We start from the raw sequence: 20332 nt of genomic DNA on the forward strand, positions 1-20332 counted from the left end.
CCCTAACGTGCTGTGAAGGATCGTGTCAGGCGGCCGCGCGACCTTTTTCGCCCAGCTCCAGATTGAGCATTTCGGCGAGCAGGAAGGCCAGTTCCAGCGATTGCGCCGCATTGAGACGCGGATCGCAATGCGTGTGATAGCGGTGGTTCAGCCCTTCATCGGTGATCGCTACAGCGCCGCCAGTGCATTCGGTCACATCCTGCCCAGTCATTTCCAGATGGACGCCGCCAGCATGCGTGCCCTCTGCCCGGTGGACCGCAAAGAAGCCGCGCACCTCTGCAAGGATTCTCTCGAACGGGCGCGTCTTGTAGCCGCTATCCGCCTTGATCACATTGCCGTGCATCGGATCGCAGCTCCACACCACCGGCTGGCCTTCACGCGTCACCGCGCGCACCAGCGGCGGCAGGCCCTGCTCCACCTTGTCATGGCCGAAGCGGCTGATCAGCGTGATGCGGCCCGGGTCGCGAGACGGATTGAGCACGTCGAGCAATTTGAGCAGCACATCAGGATCGAGGCTCGGCCCGCATTTGATGCCGATGGGATTGTTCACACCGCGCAGGAATTCGACATGCGCGCTGCCTTCAAACCGGGTGCGATCGCCGATCCACAGGAAGTGTGCGGAACAATCATACCATTCGCCTGTCAGCGAATCCTCGCGCGTCATCGCCTGCTCGTAGGGCAGCAGCAGAGCCTCATGCGAGGTATAGAAACTGGAGGTTTTCAGCTGCGGCTGGTCTTCGATGTCGATCCCGCAGGCTTCCATGAAATCGAGCGATTCGCCGATCCGGTCGGCAATGCTCTGGTACTGTTCGGCCCACGGGCTGCGGCCCATGAAATCGAGCGTCCAGCTGTGTACCTGACGCAAGTTCGCGTAGCCGCCGCCGGCAAAGGCGCGCAGCAGGTTAAGCGTGGCCGCCGCCTGCGAATAGGCGCGCAGCATGCGCTGCGGATCATTCGTGCGGCTTTCGGGGGAAAACTCGATCCCATTGACGTTATCGCCGAAATAGCTCGGCAGTGTCACATCGCCCTGCGTCTCCGTATCGGAACTGCGCGGCTTGGCGAATTGCCCGGCCATGCGGCCCAGCTTCACCACCGGCAGCTTGCTGGCGAAAGTCAGCACCGCCGCCATCTGCAGGATCACGCGGAAGGTATCACGAATATTGTTGGGCGAGAATTCGGCAAAGCTTTCCGCGCAATCACCGCCCTGCAAAAGGAAGGCCTGACCATGCGCGACCTTGCCCAGCTCGGCGCGAAGCTTGCGCGCTTCCCCGGCGAAGACCAGCGGCGGAAACCCGGCGAGCGTCTGCGTGGCATCGGCCAGCGCGCCAGCGTCTTCATACTGCGGCAGGTGCTTCGCGGTGAAGCGGTCCTGCGTCCAGCTATCGGGTGTCCAGTTCTGTGCCACGGTCATTCGTCCAATATGCGCCCGTCCCCGGCGGGTAGAGTATACGAAAATTGCGGGGAGAAAGGTCTTTCTACCCCCGCATACCAAGCGGCGCAAAGGTTACTTGCGAAATCTTATCTGCCGGGCAGGAAAGCCAGACTTGGCCTTACCGCCCCGCCTCTGCCGCCGTCGCCGATCCTGCTACACCATCGGTGGCAGGCAGGATTTGCACGCGGAAGCCGGGGCCGGTCAGGAAGCGCTGCGCAAGGCTGCGCATCTCTTCCACCGTCGCTTCATCGTAGTCACGATAGATCGAGGGGAGATAGACCAGCCGATTGCGATCGAAAGCCGCACCCTGGATCTGGTTGAGCCAGAAGGTGTGCCCCGTTTGCGCGCGGTTGAGATACTGGCGGGCGGGCTCTGCCGCGCGCTCCAGCTCGTCAGCCGTCGGGCCGTTGGTCGCCAGATCCTGCGCCTGGCTTTCCGCCTCATCGAAGAAGGCGGAGAGCAATTGCGGCTCCATTTGCACCAGCGCGAAAAGCACACCGCCGCTATTCGTGTCGAGCGGCCAACTGCTGGTGACGAAAGGCGAATAGGCAGCGCCCGAACGTTCGCGCAGGCCATCGAGCAGGCGATTGCTGAAAATCTGCGCGAGGAGATCGAGCTTGCGGCTCATGACGATACCGTCCGATCCGCCGCCAGTCTCCCAGGCAATCACGCCCGCCGCCTGATCGGCATCGCCCGCATGGGTTAGCGTCGTCGGCGTGCGGCTGGCTTCGGGGAAAGACTGCTCGCGCATTGCCACGCTATCCGGCAGCAGGTCTCGCGCAGGAAGCGCGCCGAAGGTGCTGCCGAGCGCCGCAATTGCGGCTTCACGATCGATATCGCCAAATACCGCGACTTCGATCGGGCCCTGTCCCAGCAGGCGCTCCCACGTACTGCGGAAATCAGCCGCGGTCACTTCTGCCAGCTGATCGGGCGTCGGGGTTACGAAGCGAGGGTCACGGTCTTTCAGCAACCAGTCGAGATCGCGGTTGAGCACGCCATTGGGATCATTGCCGTAGCTGTCATAGGCGAGCACGGACGAAGCGCGCGCGCGGTCTAGCGGATTGGGATCCCATGCGGGCATCGAAAGCTGGGCTGCGAAGAGATAGAGCTGCTCCTCCAGATCTTCCTGCCGGGTCAGGCCTTCGAACACGAAAGCACCATCTTCAATCCGGAAATCGAAGCTGACTTTCAGCGTCGCGGCCAGCCGGTCTAGATCGTTCTGGTCGAGCGGCCCGATGCCGGAATTGACGAGCGCGAGCGGACCGAGATTTGCAATCGCTGCCTCATCATCCTCAACCCCGCGCCAGCCAGCGCCGAAGCGCACGCGTACAGTGACACGGCCCGGCTCATTATCGCGCGACATCAACAGGGCGCGCACACCGTTGGCAAAGGCGACTTCCTCCATTTCAAGAATGCCGAGCGGACGGCGGCTGACGGGCGCAGCAGGTTCACCGACGGGCGGAAGTTCGGCAAAGTCGATCGCTTCTGCATCGTCCCGCGCAAGGGCGCTGGCAGCGACCGGAGTGGAGAGCGCGGTGCGCACATCCACCGGCGTCGCCTCGCCGGGTGACGGCGTCATCAGCGTGGCGCGGATCACATCGCCTTCAAACAATTGCTGCGTGGCGGCGAAGACATCTTCGGGCGTGAAACGCGGCGCGACGGAGCGGAAAACATCGAGGAAAGTCTCGGGGCTCGCCACGGCTTCACGAATGTCCACCGCCTGCACGATCTGATCGGCGAGCGAAGAACCAGCCTGAATGCGCGACTGATCGACCATGTCGACGAAAGCGACATCGAACGCCGACACAGCTTGGTCGATTTCGCTCTGCGCGGGCGGCTCTGCCAGAGCATCGGCGATCACGCTGCGCACATCGGTGAGCGCGGTTTCCCAATCCTCTGTCAGCGGCACGAGAGTCACGAAGGTCGCGTCAGCCGAGCGGCTGATTTTCTCGCGACCGATGCCGGCAAACAGAAACGCTCCGCCTGCCCGCGCACGGTTTTCCAACCGGCGGTTCACGACGCTGGATGCTACCTGCAGCAGCAGATTGCGGCGGTTGTATTCCAGATTGTCGACCACCTCGACCCACGGACGCATGATCGCGAAGGTCATGGCGCGCGGCTGACCGGATTCGACGATGACATCGACTTCGCCCACCGGATTTTCGGGATCGGCATCGGCGGGCGCGACAGGGTCTCCGAAATCGGGCGCGGGCACGAATGGCCCCTCGCCTTCCCAATCGCGGAAATGCTCTTCCACGATGCTGGCGAGCACGCGCGGATCGGCATCGCCGACCAACACGACCACGGCATTTTCCGGGCGATACCAGCGCGAATGGAAGGCCTGCACCGCATCTGCCGTTGCGCCTTCCAGCGTTTCGACCGTTCCAATAGGGCTGCGCTCCGCGAGGCGCTGTCCGGCGAAGAAAGTCTGGGTCGTACGCTCGGCTACGCGGCGCTGCGGCCCGGCCTGCTCGCGCCGTTCGCTCAATACAATCGGCACATCCTGCGCGAGGTTTTCCTCGGACAGGATTGGCGAAATTACCATGCCGGCAAAGCGGCGTACGCTGTCATCGACAGTCGCGCGGGTGATGTTCGGCAGATTAAGATTGTATGTGGTCGCGGTGGGGCTGGTCGTCGCATTGGTGTCGAACCCGAAACTCGCGCCGAGCCGCTGGAAATGCGGGATTGCTTCGCCCGGGCCAAAGGTCGCGCTCTCGCGGAACACCATATGCTCAAGCAAGTGGGCAAAGCCGCGCTCGTCATCTTCCTCATGCAGCGAACCTGCATCGATCCGCACCCGCAGGGAAATCTGGCACGGTGGCACATCGTTCTGCCGCACGGCATAGCGCACGCCATTGGGCAGCTCGCCAAACAGCCATTGTTCATCGACCGGAATATCGGTGCCGCGGTAAATCCACGGATCGTCGGGACGGGCGAATTCCGGCTGATCTTCCGCCGTTGCACCAATAAAGCAGGAGTTCTGCGCATATGCGGGCAGCGGAGCAGCCAGCGTGGCGATGAAAGCAAAGGGCAGGAGAGCGCGAGTGGCGCGGACAAATTTGTGCATGATGGCCATTAGCTTAGCGAGGAATGAAGGTCCGGTGAATACATCCAAGAAATTCTGTGACCCGCACCAGCCTTTGTTCCCTTGCCGCACCAGTGCAGCGCCACTACATTTGCAGGCATGTTTATAGAGACCGAAACGACGCCCAACCCCTCAACGCTCAAATTCCTTCCCGGCCGGGAAGTGATGAAAAGCGGCACCCGCGATTTCGCCACGCCGGAGGAGGCAGAGGCGAGCCCGCTGGCTCAGGCGCTGTTCGATACCGGCGAAGTCACCGGCGTTTTCTATGGCTACAATTTCGTCTCGGTCACCTCTGCACCGGGCGTTTCCTGGAGCGATCTGAAGCCGCAGGTCGTCGCCATCCTGCTCGACCATTTCGTCTCGGAAGCTCCCCTGTTCGCAGGCGGCGATGCGAGCGGTATTGCCGTGCCGCCCGAAGAGGACTTGGCCGATATCGAGGACGATGAAGGCACCGAAGATATCGTCGCGCAGATCCACGAGCTTCTTGAAACACGCGTGCGCCCGGCTGTGGCCAGCGATGGCGGTGATATCCGTTATCGTGGTTTCCGCGATGGTGTGGTGTTCCTGCAAATGCAGGGCGCGTGCTCGGGCTGCCCCAGCTCTACCGCAACGCTGAAGCACGGCATCGAAGGCCTGCTGAAACATTACGTTCCTGAAGTGAAGGAAGTGCGCGCAGCCTAAGCTTGCCGCGCACTTTTTGAGAACAAACGGGGCGCTCCTGCGTTGCCCGGTCAAACCCTCTTACCTTTCTTTCAAGGACGATACTTCCATGTCAGACACGCTTTCCGATTCCGCGCTCGATCTCATTTTCCGCGACGCCCGCAGCTACAATGGCTGGCTCGACAAGGATGTGTCTCGCGAGCAGATCGAAGCGATTTACGACCTGATGAAAATGGGCCCCACCTCTGCCAACCAGCAGCCGGGCCGCTTTGTCTGGGTGACCACACCCGAAGCCAAGCAGCGGCTCGCCGATTGCGCGGATGAAGGGAACAAGGAGAAGATCCTTGGCGCGCCCGCCACCGTCATCATCGGTTACGATCTCGATTTTCACGAGCAGCTGCCGTGGCTCTTCCCGCACACCGACGCCAAAAGCTGGTTTGAAGGCAAGGTCGAAGGCCGCAAGGAAAGCGCATTCCGCAATTCCGTGCTGCAGGGCGCCTATCTGATGATCGCCGCCCGCGCGCTGGGCCTCGATTGCGGTCCGATGTCGGGCTTCGATCCGGAGAAGACCACAAAGGAATTCTTCGCCGACCAGCCGCGCTATACCGCCGATTGGCTCTGCGCGATTGGCTATGGCGATCCGGACTCGATTTTCGATCGCAGCCCGCGCCCTGAATTTGACACCTTCAACAAAGTGATCTGATCGCCTAATCCGCCATCACGATGCGGATTCTTGCGATAGATTGCGCCACCGAGGCATGCTCGGCGGCTTTGTTTGACGGCTCCCGATTGCTCGACCACCGGTTCGAGCAATTGGGCCGTGGCCATGCCGAACGCCTGGTGCCCATGGTTGCCGAATTGCCCGACAAGGGCCGCGCGGATCGCATTCTCGTTTCGCTGGGTCCGGGCAGTTTCACCGGTGTGCGCATCGGGCTCGCCGCGGCGCGCGCACTCGGACTGGCATGGGGTGCAGAAGTGCTGGGCTATCCCACATTGACGCTTGTCGCGGCGCGCAGCTGGCAGCCGCAGCCGCGCCCCGTCACCGTGTGCATGAATGGCGGGCACGGACAGTGGTTCGTGCAGAATTTCTCCGATGGCAGCACGGCGGAAGATGCCGTCCGCTCGCTTAAGCCGGAAGAGGCTGCCAAGGCGGCACGGCACCGTGTCATCGCCGGAAACCGCGCGCAGGAACTGGCCGCGCTGCTGGCAGACGGTGGGGAAGAAAAACCTCCGCTTGCGCTCGATCTTTTACCGGATGCCCGCGCCACTTACCTGCTGCATGAGACGCAATTGACCGCCGATCTCACGCCGATCTATGGCCGTGCGCCTGATGCCAAGAAACCGGGGGAGGCATGATGCAGGACCCTGTCGATGCGATCATGGCTGTCATGCACAAAGCTTTCGACCATGCCTATGGCGAGGCGTGGACGCGGCGCCAGGTTTCCGATGCCCTCGTCACCCCAAACACCCATTTCCTGCTTGGCGAGGAGACTGAAGACGGCTCTGGCCCGACGGGGTTTACCCTGTCGCGCAGCGCAGCCGATGAAGAAGAGCTTCTTCTCATCGCGGTACGACCCGAATTTCGCGGCAAAGGGCTCGGCAGCGAAATGATGGAGCAATTCTTCGCCAATGCCCGTGCGCGGGGCGTGCGGCGGGTGTTTCTGGAAATGCGCGAGGGCAATCCGGCAGAGCATCTTTATCGAAAACTGGGCTTTGAACAGGTCGGCCTTCGAAAAGGCTATTATCGGGGGGCAATTGGCGGACCGCTGGACGCGATTACTTTTGCCCGCGACATAAAGTAAATAATCGCGGCAGAATTTAGTCCTTTGTTTCCAAGCCGGAATCGAAAACTCTTCAAACAACCCCAGAAATGGGCCTTGTCTGGCACTGTCCTTTGTCGCATGGCCGTTCGTAATCCGGCGCACAAATGACGCTGGGCAAATCCAAAAAACACGGTTCGCAACCAGAGGAATTCATGGACTCCACCAATACAGATAAATCCGAAACACTGATCGAGCTGACGGCTGATATCGTCACCGCGCATGTCGCCAACAACAATGTCGATGTCGATGCGGTGCCGGCGCTGATCCAGAACGTGTATGGCGCGCTTGCCGGACTTGGCGTCGAAGCGCCGAGCGAAGAACGCCCTGAACCAGCCGTCTCGATCCGGGCTTCGGTCAAGCACGACCATGTCGTCTGCCTGGAAGACGGCAAGAAGATGAAAATGCTGAAGCGCCACCTGATGACCGATCACGGCATGACGCCGGAGGAATATCGCGAGCGCTGGAACCTGCCCGCCGACTATCCGCTGGTAGCGCCCGCCTACGCCGAGAAGCGCCGCGAGCTGGCGAAGAAGATCGGCCTTGGTCGCAAGCCGGGTGAACGCCCGAAGAAAAAGGCTGCCAAGAAGTAAGGCCTTTAATCGATTGTATCGATCAAATTGTCCCGGTGTTTCCGCCGGACATGAACTTGAGCGAAACGCCCCGTGGCCCTAAGGGTTCGGGGCGTTTCCCTTTTAGGGTTTGAATTTCAGCCAAATCAGGCCAGAACATAACGATGATCGATCTTGAAGCCCTTTGCGCCGAACGCGGCCTGCGGATTACCGACCAGCGGCGCACTATCGCCAAGGTCCTGTCCGAAAGCGACGACCATCCGGACGTGGAAAAGCTGCATGAGCGCGCCTCTGCGGTCGATCCCAAGATCTCCATCGCCACCGTCTATCGCACCGTGCGTCTGTTCGAAGAGGCAGGCATCCTCGATCGCCACGATTTCGGCGATGGCCGTGCGCGCTATGAAGCCGCACCCGAAGCGCATCACGACCACCTCATCGATGTCGAGACCGGCAAGGTCGTCGAATTCGTCGATCCGGAGCTGGAGGCGCTGCAACGCCAGATTGCGGAGAAGCTGGGCTATCGCCTCGTCGATCACCGCATGGAGCTTTACGCTGTCCGGCTCGACCGCGAAGAAAAGAAGAGCTGAGCGCGCCAGCAATGGCCCCTTCCGTCCCCTACCCCATCGTGCGTATCTCGCCGTTGGGTTACCTGCTCATGGCCCTTCGCCTCCTGCTGATGCTGGTCCTTCTGCTGATCTGCGTTCCGCTGCACTATCTGTGGAAGCTGCTGGGGCTCGATCGCATGTGGCCGCGCGTTTTCCTGACCGGTGTGGGCCATGCCGCCGGTATCGACCTGAAGCGGCGCGGCAAACGCGTGCCCGGCGCGTTGCTGCTTGCCAACCATGTCAGCTGGATGGATATCCTCGCCCTCTCACACGCCGCCAACTCTGCCTATGTCGCGCATGACGGGCTGGCGCAGTTCGGCCTGCTGAAATGGCTGTGCGAGATGAATGAGACGATCTTCGTCGCCCGCCACCGCCGCACCAGCGTGGGCGAGCAGACCGACGCCATCCGCGCCGCGCTGGATCATGGCGGCACGCTGACTCTCTTCCCAGAAGGAACGACGAGCGACGGGACCGACTTGTTGCCGTTCAAATCATCGCTGCTCGGAGCGCTGGAGCCGCTGCCCGAAGGCGCCACGGTGCAACCGGTGCTGCTCGCCTATGAAGACGTGCCGCAAGTCAGCTGGGTGGGAGACGAGCCCGGCCTCGACAATTTCAAGCGCATCTTGGCCCGGGTGAAGCCCGTGCGGCTGACCGTTCACTTCCTACCGCCGCTATCGGGGGATGAACTGACGAACCGCAAGACAATGACCGCTGCCGCGCAGAAGGCGATTGCAGGGGCGATGCGCTAATCGACTGGCGTTATCTGAACGCAAAAACAGCGATCACCAATACGGAATGCGGTTCCAAACCTATTGGATCAAGCGTGTCGACTAACAGGAATGCCTCTACGACGGCGCGCGAACGAGCGTATAGCTGCTCGGCGATCCCAAACCCTCAGCGCCGGTGTAAACCTCCGTGCGGATAAGCGAGCCATCCTGTTGCGCCGCGAACCCAAGCGAATGCGTGTGGCTTTCACCCTCGTCGAAACCAGTGATGTCGGTAAATGCAAAAGCGATCTGATCGCTATCGCCGGGTAAACTCGCGAGTCGGGGCTGATTGCCTTGCGGGCAGTAATGGGTCGCGATAATCCTGTTGCCATCAAGATGGTATATGGTGATCGAATGGAGGCCAGCATCGGTCTCCCACCGCTCAATTATGGTGCTGCCGCGCGCAGTGCTTTCGAAAACGATTTCCAGCGCATCGGTCTCGGCCACATTCCAGCGGCCTTCCCAAGAGGCGATCCTCGCAAATTGCGTTTGCGCGGCGGACGGGTCCTCATCTTGTGCGTGAACGGCCGGGGCCAAAGCGAGGGCGGCGAGAGCTAGGAATGTGTGCTTGATCATGCCGTCTTGTCAGCTTGCATGATGCAATTGACAAGCGGTAAGTGAATTGAACCTCGATGCACATCCCGCTATGCGGCGGCCCATCATGAAACCAACCGAGACTCCTCAGGGGACCCCGCGCACCTACCGGGTCAAAAGCTTTGGCTGCCAGATGAACGTCTATGATGGCGAGCGGATGGGCGAATTGCTGGAAGCCAAAGGCATCACGCCCGCTGCCGAGGGTGAAGATGCCGATCTGGTCGTGCTCAACACCTGCCACATCCGCGAAAAGGCAACCGAGAAAGTCTATTCGGACATTGGCCGGATCGAAAAGTCGGGCCGCGAGGCAGGCAAGAAGCCCATGATTGCCGTCGCCGGTTGTGTCGCGCAGGCGGAGGGCGAAGAAATCATGAAACGCTCTCCCGGCGTTGGCATGGTTGTCGGCCCGCAGGCCTATCACCGGCTGGGCGACATGGTGGACCGCGCCGCCAAGGGCGAACGTTCGACCGATACGGACATGCCCGAAAACGCCAAATTCGGCGCCCTGCCCGCACGTCGCCGCGTGTCGCCGACGGCTTTCCTCACGGTGCAGGAAGGCTGCGACAAATTCTGCACCTATTGCGTGGTACCCTACACACGCGGTGCCGAAATTTCGCGTCCGTACAGCGACCTGGTCGAGGAAGCGAAGAAATTGGTCGATGCCGGTGCGCGCGAAATCACGCTGCTCGGCCAGAATGTGAATGCGTGGAGCGGTGAAGACGACAAGGGCCGTAGCGTCGGCCTCGAAGGGCTGATCCATGCGCTTGCCGCCCTGCCCGATCTGCAGCGCATCCGCTACACCACCAGCCACCCCAACGACATGACCGACGCGCTGATCGCGGCGCATGGCGAAGTCGACAAGCTGATGCCGTATCTCCACCTGCCGGTGCAAAGCGGCAGCGACCGGGTGCTGAAAGCCATGAACCGCAGCCACACGGCAGAAAGCTATCTGAAGCTGCTCGACCGGTTCCGTGAAGTGCGCCCGGACATTGCGCTCAGCGGTGATTTCATTGTCGGCTTCCCGGGTGAGACCGATGCCGAATTTGAAGAGACGCTACAGATCGTCGATGCGGTCGGCTATGCCTCTGCCTTCAGCTTCAAATATTCGCCGCGCCCCGGCACGCCTGCTGCCAGCATGGACAATCAGGTGCCGGTGGAAGTGATGGATGAGCGCCTGCAGCGCCTTCAGTCCCACCTCAGCCGCGATCAATATGCGTTCAACCAGGCGAGCGTCGGCAAGACCTGCGATGTTCTTATCGAGCGCAAGGGAAAGCTCCCCGGTCAGTGGCTCGGTAAGTCACCGTGGCTGCAATCGGTGTTTTTCGAGGATTCCAGCGTGAAAATCGGCGACCTCGTAAAGGTCTCGCTTATCAAGGCGGGCCCTAACTCGCTGGAAGGCGCGAGATGACGCCTTCCGAGCAGTTCGAAACACGCGGCTACTGCGTGATCGAGGGGCTGCTCGACGAGAGCCAAATTCGCATGACCTCGATGGCCATGGATGTCGCCAAGCGTCAGGGCGTCATGGTGGATGGACCGGACGGCGGCAATGCGATCCAACAATACGCGCCAGTGCTTGGCGAGGTGTATTTGCGCCATTGCCGCCAGCGGATAGAGCAGGCCAGCGGATGCGAACTGATCGAATCCTACGCGCTGTGGCGTATCTATGGCCATGGCGGAAAGCTTCGCGAACATCGGGACCGGGAATCCTGCGAGCTTACCGTGTCGATCGCGCTTGAGGCCGATCCGGCAGAGAATCGTTGGGCTTTTGAGCTGAAGGATTTGGGCGATGAGCACAGATCGCTATTGCTCGCACCGGGTGATGGAGTGATTGTGCAAGGCCACCGCATCAGGCACTGGCGCGAGCCGCTGCAGGGCCAGATGCAAAAGCAGCTCTTTTTGCACTACGTTCACCGGCACGGGGCGTACACCGAACACGCTTTCGATGGACGATCATCCGACCCGCTGAAGCATATGACCTCCAAGGGCTGAGAACTGTTTTTCCTAAGATGCAGCCGACTTTAGCCAGAGAGGCATCCTGAGTAGCCGAGGGCTTGAATGCACTTCTGCCTAAGGCAGCAGCTGAAGCTCTTCCCATTCGACAAAGGGGAGGACGATCTCGAAAGGCTGATCAGCCCGCTCCGCCGGTAACACGGTAGAATTGAGCGGATACCGCGTGCCATCGTAGGACAGTCGTCCAGTGTCCGGACCTTCTTCCATTATGCCACCGCGAACCGTGATCGCCAGATCGCGCCATCCATTCGTTTGCGTATCGAACGCACCGATCGGCAGATTGCTGACGGTGTGGCCTGAAATCTTGACGTAGCCCTCGCCTTCCTTCTGCAGGACATAGGCGTTGCAGCCGCCGCTACCGCAGACCATCGGACCGGCGACATAAACCAGCGTTTCCACCGCGCCATCCGCGTTCAGATCGATCTCGCCAGCCGCAAAGCGAAGGCCCTCCGTGTACCCTTCATGCTCTGCCCGCAGCCAGTCCATAAGCGCCGGGTCCGGGGATATCCCAGCTTGGGTATCGGCGACTTCAGAGGATTCCGCTGTTTCGTTGACAGCTGCTGGCTCACTCACATCCTGGCTAGCCGGTGCGCAAGCTGCCAAGCATAGTGATGTGATGGTTCCTAAAACGATGCCGCGCGTCATTCACCTTCTCCGTCGTCCGCAACGTGAGGCAGCTACTCTACTCCTCGCCCTCATATTCCTCTGCAACAGCCTGCGCGAGGCGCGTTGCAGGAGCGTTGGGTCGCATCGAATAGAGCGCCGAGAGATAGGCCTGATCGAAGCGCGTCAGCTGGTCCGGGCCACCCTCTTCAGGAAAGGGCGCAACGATGCTTGCAGGCTCTGGCTCCACCCCATCGAGCGGGAGCAGTTGCGGGGCGAGCAGACGCATGGTCGCGTAATCGGCGAGCCGTTCGATAACCATGCCTTCGACAATCTCGCCATCGAAAATGATCGCCGCGCTCACCACGCCCCGGCTGAACGCCAGCGCATTGCGTGATGGCCAGCTGTTGACGTTGATGGACGCCTGCACATTGAGCGAACCGCCCACCTGGTCATCGCCGGGCATCGTGTCATGCGTGCCGTTCCGGCGGCCGCCCTGGTTGCGGTCTTCCTCATTGTGCCAGAGCAGCACCTGATCGCCATCGGCAAGCTGCCGCCGAACATGCAGGCGCGTTTCGCGGGGCAGGAGATGCGGCACATCCTCGATGATTTGTTCGACCAGATCGGCAGGAGCATCGTGAATGAGCACCAGCGCATTAGCCCGGCAGCCCGGTTCCTGAACGCGCAGGCCGATGGAGCGGGCGTTATCCTCCATGCGCTGCAGGACGTAGGCATTGCCCGCATCGTTAAGCCCGCTGACCGAAAGGCAGAGCGCATCGAAGAAGCGTGTCGCGGGAACGTCCGACCGGTTGGTGTCCGAAAGCTCCTGCACCAGATCGCGCACCATTCCGGGCTCTTCCAGCCCTTCGCCTTCAACGATGATGTCCTGATTGGGGTCCGCGTCCTGCGCATGGGCGGCCGGAGCGATTGCCGCCGCTGCTGCGAGTGTAAGGATCGATCTGGAAAACACGGCCATTGCACTCTATCCATTGTGTGAAAAGACTGTCCCGCGCGATATCTACCACACTCTTCTAAAGTGACAAATTGCGCCGGTATGCAATGGTCAGGTCAGCCCTCGCCCTCGTACTCGCGGAGAATTGCTGCCGGGAGGCGATTGGCCGCGGCATTCGGCTGCAAACTGTATAGCGCGCGCAGATACGCCCGGTCGAAGCGCGTCATTTCGGTCTCGCCATCTTCCGCGATAAAGGGTGAGGTGATCGATGTCGGCGTATCGAACTGGTGGCCGAAGGGGATGAGCCCGGGGGCCAGCAAGCGCATCGTCGCGAAATCGCTGATCCGCTCCAGATCCATTCCAACAAGGTGATCCATGTCGAGCACGACGACCCCGCTCTGGACGGCTGTGCTGTGCGTCGCGCCTACCCGGCGGGCCTGCGCGCGCGTATTGACGCGGGTCTGCACGTTGAGCGGCGGCGCTGAGCCTGTTGCGCCCGGAATGGCGGCGCTGTGGGCCATGCGATTGCCCTCTGCGCTACGATCCTCGAAATTGTGCCAGACCAGCACCGCCTCACCCTCGCCCGCTTCATGCTCTACCCGGCGGCGGTCATCCGCCGTAAGAATCCATGGTTGGCGATCCTCGAGCAAGGCGAGCAATTCCACCGGCTCCTGCACCACAAAGACTATGGCATTTGCCGTGCAGCCTTCCTCGGCCAATTCGATCTCGGCTTCTGCAGCATTGGCCAGCATCCGCTCCCGCACGAATGCATTTGCCTCCGCCGCCATGCCGGTGACATGCAGGCACAAGGGGTCGAGATAGCGGTAGAGCGGGTCGTTATTGCCGCGCTCCTGCATGACCGCGCGCACGGTGCCGCGAATATCGCTCGGCTCAGGCAGTTCGCCCGACACGATGATCGAACCCTGTGAATCGTCCTGATCCTGCGCTGCGGCCGCTCCGCCAGCCATCGCTGCGCAGGCGGCCATTCCAACCAAGGCGGATCGGGCAAATTTCTGGATCATCTGCGCTTACTCCTCAGCCTCGAAAGCGCGCGCCACTGCGACCGGTAGCCTGTTGGCCGGAGCCTGCGGCTGCATGCTGTAGAGCGCCGACAGATAGGCGCGATCGAAGCGCGTCATCTCGCCTTCGCCTAAGTCGGGTTCGAAGGGATAAATGATCGAGCGAGGCTCTTCTATTTCATAGCGATTGGGAATGAGCCGCGGGGCCAGCAGGCGCATGGTCGCGTAATCGCTCAGGCGCTCGAGATCCATTCCAACCAGGTGATCGGCATCTAGGATCACCACGCCCAGCTTGGCTGCAACCACATAGGCCGGACGGGTGCGCGAAGGCACGATAGTGGTTTGCCATCCCGGTGGCAGCGGATTGATCCCAGCATTATCGCGCGGCTCCAGCACGTGCCAGACGATCGCCGGCTCTCCAGCAGACATTTCCCGGCGGACACGGCTGCTGCTACGCGGGCTGACCGTACGCGGATTGTAGTCGATCAATGCGTCATAGAGTTCGCGCGGCTCCTGCCCGACCAGGATGATACCGTTGGCCTCGCAATCACCTTCGGCCACAGGCATGGCTGCTTCGCGCGCATTGGCGATAACGCGGTTGCGGACATATTCTGCAAACCGCTCATTCACGCCGAGCACCTGCACGCACAAGGGATCGTAATATCGGATGATGGGGCTGGTCATACCGATGGCCCCCTGAGTCAGGTTCCGCGCGGCATCGCTGACTTCATCCTCGTCTGGCAATTCGCCATCGACGATAATCGTTTCGTCAATATCGCCGTCGTCTGCCTGATCGTCCTGCGCATGGGCCGTGCCGCCAAATGCCAGGGTGATGGTCGCAACGACCGCGAAGCTAGCTTGAAAACCCCTCATGAATTCAAGGTATATGGTCGCAATGTGAACGGCAGATGGATGCCTTTCCACCACCAAGCGACCCTGCCGCGCTTGCCAGCGGGAATCTCCGGCTTACATTCAATCTGTAACTGCGAAAGGACTCGCCACAGAACGCATGGCTCGCAAGGCAACCAAGGGCGGAAATCACGCCGCCACCATCGCCCACCCGGAAGAGCGGCTCGACCACTCGAGGCGCGCCCGCATCGAAGTGGGTTTTGACGAACAAGCCGTGCTCGGCGCATTGTTCGGAGAATTCGACGCCAATCTCGTGCAGATCGAAAACCGGCTCGGCGTTTATATCGCTGCGCGCGGGGACACGGTCGCAATCGAAGGTGTGGCGGACGATGTCGCCCGCGCCCGCGACGTGCTTGTCAAAATGCATGAAAAGCTGGTGATGGGCGAAGATCTCGATGCCGGCGCTATCGATGCACTGATCAACATGGGTGACGAACCTACGCTCGAAGGGATTATTACCGGCGATGCGAAAGCCCCGCCGATCATGATCCGCACCCGCAAGAAGACGATCACCCCGCGCAGCGCCATGCAGGGCGATTACATGCGCCAGCTGGTGAGCCGCGACATCATCTTCTCGCTCGGCCCCGCGGGTACCGGCAAGACCTATCTGGCGGTAGCGCAGGCGATCAGCCAGCTCATCACGGGCAGCGTGCAGCGGCTGATCCTCTCCCGCCCCGCCGTGGAAGCGGGCGAAAAGCTCGGCTTCCTGCCCGGCGACATGAAGGAGAAGGTCGACCCCTACCTTCGCCCGCTTTATGACGCGCTGTATGATTGCATGCCGCCCGAGCAGGTAGACCGCCGCATTGCTTCAGGCGAGATCGAAATTGCCCCCATCGCCTTCATGCGCGGACGCACGCTGGCCGATGCTTTTGTGATCCTGGACGAGGCGCAAAACACCACGCGCGAGCAGATGAAGATGTTCCTCACCCGCTTCGGCCAGAACAGCCGAATGGTGATATGCGGAGACCCGAAACAGGTCGATATCCCCGGCGGTGACCGCATGAGCGGCCTCGCCGATGCAGTCGGCAGGCTCGAAGGCGTGGAAGGCATAGGCGTCACCCGCTTCACCGCCGCCGATGTGGTCCGCCACCCGATCGTGGGCCGCATCGTCGAGGCGTATGAGGGGCCGGATGGCCACGCGGATTAGGTGTGGAACTCGAAATCGACATCGAAGAATGGCCGGCAGGCGATTGGGAAGACCTGACCGCCTCCGCCGCCTTGGCTACGGCGCAGGTGGCGACCGAGCTCGCCAACCCGCGCCTTCTCACCAGCGTGCTGTTCACCGATGACGAGACGATCCGCACCTTGAACGCCGATTGGCGCGGCAAGGACAAGCCGACCAATGTGCTGAGCTTTCCCATGCTGGAGCGCGGCGACCTGATCCACCTCGACCCAGACGAAGGCCCGCCCGAAATGCCCCCTGTTCCTTTGGGCGATATCGCCATTGCGCACGGAGTTTGCGCGCGTGAGGCGGCGGAGAAAAACATCTCCATCCGCGACCATACCGCGCATCTGATCGTCCACGGCCTCCTCCATCTCGCAGGCTACGATCACGAGATTTCGGATGCGGACGCGGAGGCCATGGAAGAAATGGAAGTGAAGGTGCTTGCACTTTTGGGTATTGCGAACCCATATACCGCGATCACAGCTGAATAGGATAAGCGACAGGGCAATGCCCGACACTGACAAAACGGACGGCTCCCCGGCGGGAGACGGAGACAGTAGCAGACCCGGCGGCTCGACGATTGTCGAGTCGGGCGGGTTGTGGAATGCCATCCGAGGCTTCTTTGAGGGCGATGGCGAAACCTCTCTGCGCGCGCAGATCGAGGAAAAGATCGACGAGCATGAGGATGAGGCATCCCGCAATGGCGGAGAGGTGCCGGAGAAGGGCGACCTTTCCCCGGTCGAGCTCACCATGCTGCGCAATCTGCTGCATTTTAGCGAGCATGATGCCGATGACGTCGCCATCCCGCGCAGTGAGATCATTGCAATCGATGTGAATGCCAGCTGGGACGATATGGTAGCGACATTCGCCGAGCATGGCATTTCGCGCATGCCGGTCTATCGCGACCAGCTCGACGATGTGATTGGCATGATCCATCTGAAGGACGTGTTTGCCTATGTCGTGAGCGGCAAGCCCGCGCCTGAGGATTGGTCCACGCTTATGCGCCAGCCGCTCTATGTGCCGCAGGCACGCGGCGCGCTCGATGTGCTGGCCGACATGCGCCAGCGCCGTACGCACCTCGCGATCGTCGTCGATGAATTTTCCGGCACTGACGGGATCATCACGATCGAGGACCTGGTCGAGGAAATCGTGGGGGAAATCGAGGACGAGCATGATGAGGCTCCGATAGAGCAGCTGGTCGAAATCGCGCCGGGCATCTGGGATGCCGATGCGCGGGCCGAGCTAGACGACGTGGCCGACAAGGTCGGCGATGCGCAGCTCGCCGAAATCGAGGAGCCGGTCGACACGCTGGGCGGTCTCGCCTTCGTGCTGGCGGAAGAAGTGCCGCAACCCGGCACAGTGCTCGATCATCCCTCAGGCTGGAAAGTCGAGATCACGGCTGGCGATGAAACCCATGTCACGCGCCTGCGCCTGCATGCGCCTGAAGACGAGGAAAACAACGAAGAGGACGAGTAACTTCCGTCCAGCGTTGTGTGCAACTGCACAATTAATTGCATGACATGCAACATTGCCTCTCGACATGACGGGCGGTGATGGCAAAACTTGCGTCAATGCGTCGACTCCCGCCCCTGCGCGCCCTTGAGGCTTTCATTCGCGTTGTGCGGCTTGTGTCGGCGCGCTCGGCGGCCAGTGAGCTGGGCCTCAGCCCGTCTGCATTGTCGCGCCGTATCAGCAATCTGGAGACCTTCACGGGCCGCAAGCTGTTCTCCCGTTCGGGGCAGACCATGCGCCTGACTGACGAAGGACGCGGCTTTTACGATGCCGTCGCTCCGCATCTCGAGGCGCTGGCGGCAGCAGTCGAATCGCAGAGCGAGAACCTGCAATTGGTGCGCCTTCGGCTCGGCGTAATGCCGCTGTTCGGCACGCAGCGCCTGTTCCCGCGCCTTGGCGAACTGCGCGAGCGCCATCCGCGACTGCATCTCGATATCGATACCGGCCCGCATCTGATCGACCGCGTAGGCGACACGCTGGATGCGGCCATCGCACTCACCACCCAGCCCGATCCCAGCCTTTACGGCGTGCAGCTGGACGAGAACACGATCCACGCGATCGCCAATGTCGATCTGGTGAAGGAATTGGGCGAAACGCCCGATGTCGATGTGATGAGCAAGCAGACCTTTCTCGTCCACACCGACATGCCGCAGAGTTTCGAAGCGTGGAAAGCCGCGCTCGGCCTTTCCGGCCTGCAGCCCGCCGCTATCGATCATTACGATTCAGGCCAGCTCATCCTTGAAGCCGCCGCTCAGCGCATCGGCATTGCCATGATGCATGATGATCACTTGGCGCGAAACAACGACCCTCGCCTCGCCCCGCTTTTCGATCAGAGCGTGCCCAGTCCCTATTCCTACTGGTTCATCTGTCGCCCGGCAGACCTTGAAGCGCGACCGGTGCGGATCTTTCACGACTGGATCGTAAAAGCCGGGCTTTAGCGCGTCTCAGACCCCGGCTGCATCGTCTCGGCGCGGATCAGATATGCACCATCGCTAAGAATTTGCGTGACGCAGCTATCGCTCGAATAGACCGCGCAATCATACTGCATCTCTGCCAGCTTCCTGCCATTGAGGACCCAACGCGCGTCAACCTGCCCGTCGCTATCAGGCGAGCTTGTGTGAAGCCGCAGGCCTGCACGCCTGCCCTCGATCATCGAAAAATCGCGCGATGCCTGCAATGCATTCTCTAGCGCCTCGAGCAGTCCGAAATCGCCGCCATACAGATTGATCGGGATGCCGCGCTCAGGCGCCGGCGCTGCGGGCGGGGTCAGCGGATCGATCTGGCTCTCAGGCTGTTCGACCAGCGGGTTCTCGGCGCGGGACAATTGCGCCGCTTCCACTTCGTACGCAGCGATCCAGGTGAGGCATTCGGCGAGGCTACGGATCGAATGATCGCGAAAGGGGCCATAGCCCGGCTGGCAATTGAGCGAAGTGTAGATCTGGTCCGGCTCCCGCCCGAAAAAGCGCAGCGGGGTGAGCCAGTCTCCGCGCTCCACCACGGCAATCCGGTCTCCCTCGCGGGCATAGCCGGAAAAGCGCGGCGAGTTGTTGAACACGCGCGATCGCATCGCTTCTGCGCCGCCCAGATCGAGCGAATTGAGCGTCACATGATGAGCCAGTGCTCCGCCGAGCGAATGGCCGGTCACGGTAAACTCTGCCCCGTTCAGCCCGCTCGCAACAGAGCGCGCCGTTTCCAACGCACGGCCATTTTGCAGTCCGAAAATATTGCCGAGGATCCAGTCATTGGCCGCAGGTTCCGTCCCGCGATAGGCGATGATGGTTTCTTTCAGCTGCTGCCCGTCGAAACGATCATAGATGGCGTAGGCATAGCCGCGGCCATCATTGGGCTCCATGTGCCGCAGGACGATGTCACCCGGCAGGATGAAGGCTTCGTGATCGTCATAGGCGTTGGTGGCGAGCTGTGCATAGAGCCACGTGTCGCGCGCGACATCGCGCGTGCTCTTGTTCCAGCCCGCAATTGGGTCGCGCTGCTCCGGCTCGGCAATGGTGCCGGTGATCGCGCAGCCACCCAACAGGGCTGCGCCGATCACCGCGCACAATGCCGCGCCTGCGCGCATTAGCCGACAGTGGCTTTCGTGATTTTGCCGGGATTGGCCGGCGGCTCACCCGTGGGCAGCGCATCGATATGTTCCATGCCGCTCTCGACTTCGCCCCAGACGGTGTACTGGCGATCGAGGAAGCCTGCATCGTCGAAGCAGATGAAGAACTGCGAATTGGCGCTGTTCGGGTCCATTGTGCGCGCCATTGAGCAGGTGCCGCGCACGTGCTTCGCATCGCTGAATTCCTGATCGAGGTTCGGCTTGTCCGATCCGCTCATTCCGGTGCCGGTCGGGTCGCCGCCCTGCGCCATGAAGCCGGGGATCACGCGGTGGAACACCACGCCATCGTAAAAGCCTTCCTTGGCCAGCGTGGTGATCCGCTCGACATGGTTGGGCGCAAGATCCGGGCGCAGCTTGATGACGACATCCTTGCCCTCCCCATCACCGGTATCGAGAGTGAAAGTCAGCTTTTCATCGGCCATGTCGTATTGTCTCCATTGATTGGTGTGACTGGCCACATAGGCGCTCGCCCCGCCACTGGCTAGGGTAACGGGGCGAGAACCTGTTC

At 61.3% G+C, this 20332-nt stretch carries 22 protein-coding genes; 13 read left to right on the forward strand and 9 right to left on the reverse strand.

Annotated features, from left to right (window positions below):
* Positions 1 to 25: 25 nt before the first annotated feature.
* Both O2N64_RS00250 and O2N64_RS00255 read right to left on the reverse strand, forming a co-directional pair.
* Positions 26 to 1411, reverse strand: coding sequence for a class II 3-deoxy-7-phosphoheptulonate synthase (locus O2N64_RS00250; RefSeq protein ID WP_271078304.1), 1386 nt, complete (start codon positions 1409 to 1411; stop codon positions 26 to 28).
* Between the two features lie 139 nt (positions 1412 to 1550).
* Complete coding sequence (locus O2N64_RS00255; RefSeq protein ID WP_271078305.1) at positions 1551 to 4499, reverse strand: M16 family metallopeptidase; 2949 nt, start codon at positions 4497 to 4499, stop codon at positions 1551 to 1553.
* A gap of 117 nt (positions 4500 to 4616) precedes the next feature.
* On the opposite strand from O2N64_RS00255, the gene O2N64_RS00260 reads away from it, so the two are divergent.
* The 7 genes from O2N64_RS00260 to O2N64_RS00290 all read left to right on the forward strand — a co-directional run bounded on the left by O2N64_RS00260 (position 4617) and on the right by O2N64_RS00290 (position 8923).
* Positions 4617 to 5198, forward strand: a complete 582-nt coding sequence (locus O2N64_RS00260; RefSeq protein WP_271078306.1) for a NifU family protein — start codon at positions 4617 to 4619, stop codon at positions 5196 to 5198.
* A gap of 88 nt (positions 5199 to 5286) precedes the next feature.
* A complete protein-coding gene (locus O2N64_RS00265) occupies positions 5287 to 5880 on the forward strand; it encodes a malonic semialdehyde reductase (protein WP_271078307.1) in 594 nt (197 codons plus the stop codon).
* Positions 5881 to 5900: 20 nt separating this feature from the next.
* Entirely contained in the window at positions 5901 to 6533 is a 633-nt protein-coding gene (gene tsaB, locus O2N64_RS00270) for a tRNA (adenosine(37)-N6)-threonylcarbamoyltransferase complex dimerization subunit type 1 TsaB (protein WP_271078308.1), read from the forward strand.
* On the forward strand, positions 6530 to 6979 hold the full coding sequence (locus O2N64_RS00275) for a GNAT family N-acetyltransferase (protein ID WP_333781567.1): 450 nt from the start codon (positions 6530 to 6532) through the stop codon (positions 6977 to 6979). The genes tsaB and O2N64_RS00275 overlap by 4 nt, the downstream gene beginning before the upstream one ends.
* A 173-nt stretch (positions 6980 to 7152) precedes the next feature.
* Positions 7153 to 7590 (forward strand): MucR family transcriptional regulator, encoded by a 438-nt coding sequence (locus tag O2N64_RS00280; protein WP_271078309.1) that lies wholly within the window; start codon positions 7153 to 7155, stop codon positions 7588 to 7590.
* Between the two features lie 143 nt (positions 7591 to 7733).
* The gene (locus tag O2N64_RS00285; RefSeq protein WP_271078310.1) at positions 7734 to 8156 is read left to right on the forward strand and encodes a Fur family transcriptional regulator; all 423 of its coding nucleotides are present in this window, start codon (positions 7734 to 7736) and stop codon (positions 8154 to 8156) included.
* A 68-nt stretch (positions 8157 to 8224) separates the two neighbouring features.
* Positions 8225 to 8923, forward strand: coding sequence for a lysophospholipid acyltransferase family protein (locus O2N64_RS00290; protein ID WP_271078311.1), 699 nt, complete (start codon positions 8225 to 8227; stop codon positions 8921 to 8923).
* Between the two features lie 96 nt (positions 8924 to 9019).
* Here the strand turns inward: O2N64_RS00290 and O2N64_RS00295 are convergent, their stop codons facing one another.
* The gene (locus O2N64_RS00295) at positions 9020 to 9517 is read right to left on the reverse strand and encodes a hypothetical protein (RefSeq protein WP_271078312.1); all 498 of its coding nucleotides are present in this window, start codon (positions 9515 to 9517) and stop codon (positions 9020 to 9022) included.
* Between the two features lie 85 nt (positions 9518 to 9602).
* On the opposite strand from O2N64_RS00295, the gene miaB reads away from it, so the two are divergent.
* Both miaB and O2N64_RS00305 read left to right on the forward strand, forming a co-directional pair.
* The gene (gene miaB, locus O2N64_RS00300) at positions 9603 to 10943 is read left to right on the forward strand and encodes a tRNA (N6-isopentenyl adenosine(37)-C2)-methylthiotransferase MiaB (RefSeq protein WP_271078313.1); all 1341 of its coding nucleotides are present in this window, start codon (positions 9603 to 9605) and stop codon (positions 10941 to 10943) included.
* Positions 10940 to 11524 carry a hypothetical protein gene (locus tag O2N64_RS00305; RefSeq protein ID WP_271078314.1) on the forward strand — a complete coding sequence of 195 codons (585 nt, stop codon included), beginning with the start codon at positions 10940 to 10942 and terminating at the stop codon, positions 11522 to 11524. The genes miaB and O2N64_RS00305 overlap by 4 nt, the downstream gene beginning before the upstream one ends.
* Before the next feature lie 78 nt (positions 11525 to 11602).
* Here the strand turns inward: O2N64_RS00305 and O2N64_RS00310 are convergent, their stop codons facing one another.
* The 4 genes from O2N64_RS00310 to O2N64_RS00325 form a co-directional block, all read right to left on the reverse strand.
* Positions 11603 to 12118: a hypothetical protein gene (locus O2N64_RS00310; RefSeq protein ID WP_271078315.1), complete on the reverse strand. Its 516-nt coding sequence runs from the start codon at positions 12116 to 12118 to the stop codon at positions 11603 to 11605.
* A gap of 109 nt (positions 12119 to 12227) precedes the next feature.
* The gene (locus tag O2N64_RS00315) at positions 12228 to 13124 is read right to left on the reverse strand and encodes a hypothetical protein (RefSeq protein ID WP_271078316.1); all 897 of its coding nucleotides are present in this window, start codon (positions 13122 to 13124) and stop codon (positions 12228 to 12230) included.
* A 92-nt stretch (positions 13125 to 13216) separates the two neighbouring features.
* Positions 13217 to 14122 (reverse strand): hypothetical protein, encoded by a 906-nt coding sequence (locus O2N64_RS00320; RefSeq protein ID WP_271078317.1) that lies wholly within the window; start codon positions 14120 to 14122, stop codon positions 13217 to 13219.
* A 6-nt stretch (positions 14123 to 14128) separates the two neighbouring features.
* The gene (locus O2N64_RS00325) at positions 14129 to 14992 is read right to left on the reverse strand and encodes a hypothetical protein (RefSeq protein ID WP_271078318.1); all 864 of its coding nucleotides are present in this window, start codon (positions 14990 to 14992) and stop codon (positions 14129 to 14131) included.
* A gap of 136 nt (positions 14993 to 15128) precedes the next feature.
* On the opposite strand from O2N64_RS00325, the gene O2N64_RS00330 reads away from it, so the two are divergent.
* The 4 genes from O2N64_RS00330 to O2N64_RS00345 all read left to right on the forward strand — a co-directional run bounded on the left by O2N64_RS00330 (position 15129) and on the right by O2N64_RS00345 (position 18643).
* On the forward strand, positions 15129 to 16175 hold the full coding sequence (locus O2N64_RS00330; protein ID WP_271078319.1) for a PhoH family protein: 1047 nt from the start codon (positions 15129 to 15131) through the stop codon (positions 16173 to 16175).
* A 2-nt stretch (positions 16176 to 16177) separates the two neighbouring features.
* Positions 16178 to 16684, forward strand: a complete 507-nt coding sequence (gene ybeY, locus O2N64_RS00335; RefSeq protein WP_271078320.1) for an rRNA maturation RNase YbeY — start codon at positions 16178 to 16180, stop codon at positions 16682 to 16684.
* 16 nt (positions 16685 to 16700) lie between these two features.
* Entirely contained in the window at positions 16701 to 17669 is a 969-nt protein-coding gene (locus tag O2N64_RS00340) for a hemolysin family protein (RefSeq protein WP_271078321.1), read from the forward strand.
* A 95-nt stretch (positions 17670 to 17764) separates the two neighbouring features.
* Positions 17765 to 18643, forward strand: a complete 879-nt coding sequence (locus O2N64_RS00345) for a LysR substrate-binding domain-containing protein (RefSeq protein WP_271078322.1) — start codon at positions 17765 to 17767, stop codon at positions 18641 to 18643.
* On the opposite strand, the gene O2N64_RS00350 is transcribed toward O2N64_RS00345, so the two are convergent.
* Both O2N64_RS00350 and O2N64_RS00355 read right to left on the reverse strand, forming a co-directional pair.
* Positions 18640 to 19755, reverse strand: coding sequence for a hypothetical protein (locus O2N64_RS00350; protein WP_271078323.1), 1116 nt, complete (start codon positions 19753 to 19755; stop codon positions 18640 to 18642). The two genes, O2N64_RS00345 and O2N64_RS00350, sit on opposite strands and share 4 nt — an antisense overlap.
* 26 nt (positions 19756 to 19781) lie before the next feature.
* Positions 19782 to 20246: a peptidylprolyl isomerase gene (locus tag O2N64_RS00355; protein WP_271078324.1), complete on the reverse strand. Its 465-nt coding sequence runs from the start codon at positions 20244 to 20246 to the stop codon at positions 19782 to 19784.
* Positions 20247 to 20332 lie beyond the last annotated feature (86 nt).

The sequence above is a fragment of the Aurantiacibacter sp. MUD61 genome, from assembly GCF_027912455.1.
Lineage (GTDB): Bacteria > Pseudomonadota > Alphaproteobacteria > Sphingomonadales > Sphingomonadaceae > Alteraurantiacibacter.

Bases quoted from the DNA above. Each gene is read 5' to 3' on its own strand.
- O2N64_RS00250 (WP_271078304.1), bottom strand. From the start codon at position 1,411: ATGACCGTGGCACAGAACTGGACACCCGATAGCTGGACGCAGGACCGC.
- O2N64_RS00340 (WP_271078321.1), top strand. From the start codon at position 16,701: ATGCCCGACACTGACAAAACGGACGGCTCCCCGGCGGGAGACGGAGAC.
- O2N64_RS00285 (WP_271078310.1), top strand. From the start codon at position 7,734: ATGATCGATCTTGAAGCCCTTTGCGCCGAACGCGGCCTGCGGATTACC.
- O2N64_RS00355 (WP_271078324.1), bottom strand. From the start codon at position 20,246: ATGGCCGATGAAAAGCTGACTTTCACTCTCGATACCGGTGATGGGGAG.
- tsaB (WP_271078308.1), top strand. From the start codon at position 5,901: ATGCGGATTCTTGCGATAGATTGCGCCACCGAGGCATGCTCGGCGGCT.
- O2N64_RS00330 (WP_271078319.1), top strand. From the start codon at position 15,129: ATGGCTCGCAAGGCAACCAAGGGCGGAAATCACGCCGCCACCATCGCC.
- O2N64_RS00305 (WP_271078314.1), top strand. From the start codon at position 10,940: ATGACGCCTTCCGAGCAGTTCGAAACACGCGGCTACTGCGTGATCGAG.
- O2N64_RS00275 (WP_333781567.1), top strand. From the start codon at position 6,530: ATGATGCAGGACCCTGTCGATGCGATCATGGCTGTCATGCACAAAGCT.
- O2N64_RS00295 (WP_271078312.1), bottom strand. From the start codon at position 9,517: ATGATCAAGCACACATTCCTAGCTCTCGCCGCCCTCGCTTTGGCCCCG.
- O2N64_RS00265 (WP_271078307.1), top strand. From the start codon at position 5,287: ATGTCAGACACGCTTTCCGATTCCGCGCTCGATCTCATTTTCCGCGAC.
- O2N64_RS00280 (WP_271078309.1), top strand. From the start codon at position 7,153: ATGGACTCCACCAATACAGATAAATCCGAAACACTGATCGAGCTGACG.
- miaB (WP_271078313.1), top strand. From the start codon at position 9,603: ATGAAACCAACCGAGACTCCTCAGGGGACCCCGCGCACCTACCGGGTC.
- O2N64_RS00345 (WP_271078322.1), top strand. From the start codon at position 17,765: ATGCGTCGACTCCCGCCCCTGCGCGCCCTTGAGGCTTTCATTCGCGTT.
- O2N64_RS00320 (WP_271078317.1), bottom strand. From the start codon at position 14,122: ATGATCCAGAAATTTGCCCGATCCGCCTTGGTTGGAATGGCCGCCTGC.
- O2N64_RS00260 (WP_271078306.1), top strand. From the start codon at position 4,617: ATGTTTATAGAGACCGAAACGACGCCCAACCCCTCAACGCTCAAATTC.
- O2N64_RS00290 (WP_271078311.1), top strand. From the start codon at position 8,225: ATGGCCCTTCGCCTCCTGCTGATGCTGGTCCTTCTGCTGATCTGCGTT.
- O2N64_RS00255 (WP_271078305.1), bottom strand. From the start codon at position 4,499: ATGCACAAATTTGTCCGCGCCACTCGCGCTCTCCTGCCCTTTGCTTTC.
- O2N64_RS00325 (WP_271078318.1), bottom strand. From the start codon at position 14,992: ATGAGGGGTTTTCAAGCTAGCTTCGCGGTCGTTGCGACCATCACCCTG.
- O2N64_RS00315 (WP_271078316.1), bottom strand. From the start codon at position 13,124: ATGGCCGTGTTTTCCAGATCGATCCTTACACTCGCAGCAGCGGCGGCA.